This window comes from uncultured Amaricoccus sp. (assembly GCF_937858865.1).
Taxonomy (GTDB): domain Bacteria; phylum Pseudomonadota; class Alphaproteobacteria; order Rhodobacterales; family Rhodobacteraceae; genus Amaricoccus.
Window position 1 is genome coordinate 1 of the sequence record NZ_CALLYO010000036.1, and the last position, 3,215, is coordinate 3,215.

The window sequence follows — 3,215 nt, forward strand, 5'->3', positions numbered from 1 at the left end:
GCGGGCGTGCGGGTGGTGGTGCTCGCCGGCGAGGGGCGGAGCTTCTGCGCCGGCGGCGATCTCGAATGGATGCGGGCGCAGTTCGCCGCCGATCGCGCCGGGCGGATCGCCGAGGCGCGGCGGCTCGCCGGCATGCTGCAGGCGCTCAACACGCTGCCGAAGCCGCTGATCGGGCGGGTGCAGGGCGCGGCCTATGGCGGCGGCGTCGGGCTGATGGCGGTCTGCGACGCGGTGGTGGCGAGCACGGACGCCCGCTTCGGGCTGACCGAGACGCGGCTGGGGCTGATCCCGGCCACCATCTCGCCCTATGTGCTCGCGCGGGTCGGCGAAGGGCGGGCGCGGGCGGTCTTCTTCTCCGGGGCCACATTCGGTTGCGACGCGGCGCGCGCGCTCGGGCTGGTCTGGCGGGCGGTGGTGCCCGAGGCGCTCGACGCGGCGGTGGAGGCGGAGATCGCGCCCTATCTCGCCGCGGCGCCGGCGGCGGTCGCGGCCGCGAAGCGGCTGGCGCGGGCGCTCGGGCCGCGGATCGACGAGGAAGTCATCGAGGCGACGATCGCCCGGCTGGCCGACACCTGGGAGACGCCGGAGGCCCGCGAGGGCATCACGGCCTTCCTCGACAGGCGTCAGGCGGCCTGGGTGGTGCGCTGACGGCGGCGGGCGCCGAGCGCGAGGAGCGCGGCGACGCCGCTGGCGATGAGGCCGACGCCGGCGGGCAGCGGGACGGGCGCCGGGCCGGGCGCGGGCGCCGCGGCATTGCCGGGAACGCCGATGTTGTAGGCGAGGTTGGCGCCGTGGGTGAAGTTCAGGGCGAGGTAGAGGCTGCCGCCCTTGAAGTCGCCGAGATCGAGGCTGAATGACTGCTTCGGCTGGTAGAAGTCGACCCGCACCGTCTTGGCGGAAGTGCCGTCCCAGCCCCAGCGGAAGGGATCGGCGCTGTAGAGGATCGAGGCGCCGGCCGAGTAGGATTCGTCGATGCCGGTCGGGGCGGTGAAGTCGAAGCTCAGCGACTGGTGCCCGGCCGGCAGGGTGAAGAGGAAGTTGTCGTACTGGTTCTGGTTGCCGGTGCCGGCGATGGCGTCATAGCCCGTGGCGACCGCGGTGAGCTGATTCCAGCTCGAACCGAAGGCGCCGCCGGGGAGGGACGCCTCGTTGAGGGTGGCGGCCGATGCCGCCACCGCGCACAGCATCGCCCCGGTCGCCAGGACCGCTACTCGGACACCGGATACGAAGTTCACCACGACTCAAAACCTTTCACGTGCTTGGCGCCCGGGGATCTAGTCGGCGCCGGATCGTCGCGCAACGCGGCTACCGGCGACTTTTACGCTTCATTTACGATTATCCCCGAGGGCGGCCGTGGCGGACAGCGTGGCGCAGGTCGCTGCGGTCGAGGCCGATGTCGCGCAGCATGCCGTCGCTGAGGGAGGCGAGGCGGCGCAGCGCCTCGCGCTCGGCGGCGGCGCGGCGGTAGCTGGTCCAGAAGCGCCGGGTGGCGGTGGTGAGACTGGTCATCTGCTGGCTCCTTCTAGCGGGCCGGACCGGGTGTCCGGCGACGCTCCCCTTCTACGCGGAGGCCCCTGACAGCCTTGTGTCAGGAGGTCCGGAAGCCTCCTGACAGCGTGCTGTCAGGAGGGTGGCTATGGCCGAGCGGCCTCTCCGAAGGGGCGGCCCGTGCGCCAGGCCGATCGCCAGGGATCCGAGGCGGTGATCCCCGAGTGCGGCGAGGGGTAAATGCGTACAGGCCCGCGACGCCTACCTATTTTTCCGGAGGTCCTGTCAAATTATCATGGGGTTCCACGATCGGCGCTTCCCGTGAAGCTGCCGCCATGGCCGCCCGTTTCTACTTCCATCTCGTCAATGGTCACCACGTCATCCAGGACGATCTGGGTGCATTGGCGAACGATCTGGCCGACGCGCATCGGGCGGCGGCGGAGGTCATCGAGGAGTTCAAGAGTGAACAGGCGCGCCACGACCGCGACTGGCACGATTGGGAGCTGGTGGTGACCGACGACTCGGCGCGGTTCGCGCTCATCCTGCCGCTGACTCGCCGAGGCTGCCGCTTTTTCATGCGGTGAACCGCGCCGACCTGTGCGGACGCGTGGCTGGATAGAGAGGCAGGGATCCCAGGGTCTGGGTAAAGCTCGAGCCGAAGATCACGTTCCGTGACGTGGTTGCGGCGCGTTATCTCGGCGTTGGAGCGATCGGGTTGGTGGAGCCGATCTTCGGCCAGTGCGGCTCGATCATCGCCGCCAGCGACTTCTCCGCCGGTCGAGGAAATGTGCTGGGCCCGGAAACGAGCGTGCCGAGTGCCGCTCGAAGGTTCACGCCGGCACCTCGAGGTGCCGGCGTGGCATGGACGGTCAGAGCGCGGCGATTGCGTCCGGGTCGCCGATGCTGGACGAGTAGAGATAGGCGACCTCGGTACGATTCCGCGCCTTGAGCTTCTTCATGATCGCGCGGACATGGACCTTGACGGTGCTCTCGCACATGTTGAGTTCGTAGGCGATTATCTTGTTCGGCTTGCCCTGCCGGATCGCCTCGACGACCTGTATCTGGCGCCCGGTCAGGAATCCCGAACTGTCGGAGGCGCCCTGCGTCTTGTCCGGCAGCAGGCAGTTCGACGGCACGAAGGTCCCGCCGGCGCAGACCAGGCGCAGCACCTGCACGGCGACCTCGGTCGATACGCTGGTCGGAATGAAGCCGTGCACACCGATCTTGAGCAGTTCGAGCACCTGATGCCCGGGCCGGTCGTTCGACTGCACCACGACCGGCACCGACGCGAGCTGGTCGTGCGCCGGAATCATCAGTTCCGACAGGCTCCCGGGCAGCCGGCCGCCATCCGGAATCGACAGCAGGATGACCGCAGGCTGGACGCGCTGACCCGCGCGCAGCCATTCCTTGATGCTCGGCGCCGTAACCACCCGCATCTGCGCGCTGGACGCGATGAACGCCTCGAGCAACTGGCGCAGAAGCGGTCGAGCTTCAATGATCAGTACCAGCGGAGCGTCCTGTCCGGCAGTCAAGGACGCATCTGTGGAAGAGCAATCCCTTTTGTAGGCAACGCCCGTATTCATCATCCCCTCACCCCCACAAGGTCAATCACATGCTAATTCGAGCTGTCCCATTACCCCCAACAGCCCACGCCACGTTAATCCGAGGCGTCACTAACAACAAGCTACTAAAGATAATGCTTAGTGAGTAGGTAAATGGCGAGCGGC

The 3,215-nt window shown here is 68.1% G+C and carries 5 protein-coding genes; 2 read left to right on the top strand and 3 right to left on the bottom strand.

All coding sequences use genetic code 11. The annotated features are described in order from the left end of the window. A partial coding sequence (locus Q0112_RS00940) for an enoyl-CoA hydratase-related protein (RefSeq protein ID WP_297970282.1) occupies positions 1–648 on the top strand: 648 nt, incomplete at its 5' end. On the opposite strand, the gene Q0112_RS00945 is transcribed toward Q0112_RS00940, so the two are convergent. Then, a complete protein-coding gene (locus Q0112_RS00945) occupies positions 624–1,175 on the bottom strand; it encodes a hypothetical protein (protein WP_297970284.1) in 552 nt (183 codons plus the stop codon). The genes Q0112_RS00940 and Q0112_RS00945 overlap by 25 nt on opposite strands. Positions 1,176–1,335: 160 nt before the next feature. After that, the gene (locus Q0112_RS00950) at positions 1,336–1,509 is read right to left on the bottom strand and encodes a DUF1127 domain-containing protein (RefSeq protein ID WP_297970286.1); all 174 of its coding nucleotides are present in this window, start codon (positions 1,507–1,509) and stop codon (positions 1,336–1,338) included. A 314-nt stretch (positions 1,510–1,823) separates the two neighbouring features. Here Q0112_RS00950 and Q0112_RS00955 point away from each other — a divergent pair, with 314 nt between their 5' ends. After that, complete coding sequence (locus Q0112_RS00955) at positions 1,824–2,072, top strand: hypothetical protein (RefSeq protein WP_297970288.1); 249 nt, start codon at positions 1,824–1,826, stop codon at positions 2,070–2,072. Positions 2,073–2,357: 285 nt separating this feature from the next. On the opposite strand, the gene Q0112_RS00960 is transcribed toward Q0112_RS00955, so the two are convergent. Next, complete coding sequence (locus Q0112_RS00960; RefSeq protein WP_297970290.1) at positions 2,358–3,074, bottom strand: response regulator transcription factor; 717 nt, start codon at positions 3,072–3,074, stop codon at positions 2,358–2,360. Positions 3,075–3,215: the final 141 nt, after the last annotated feature.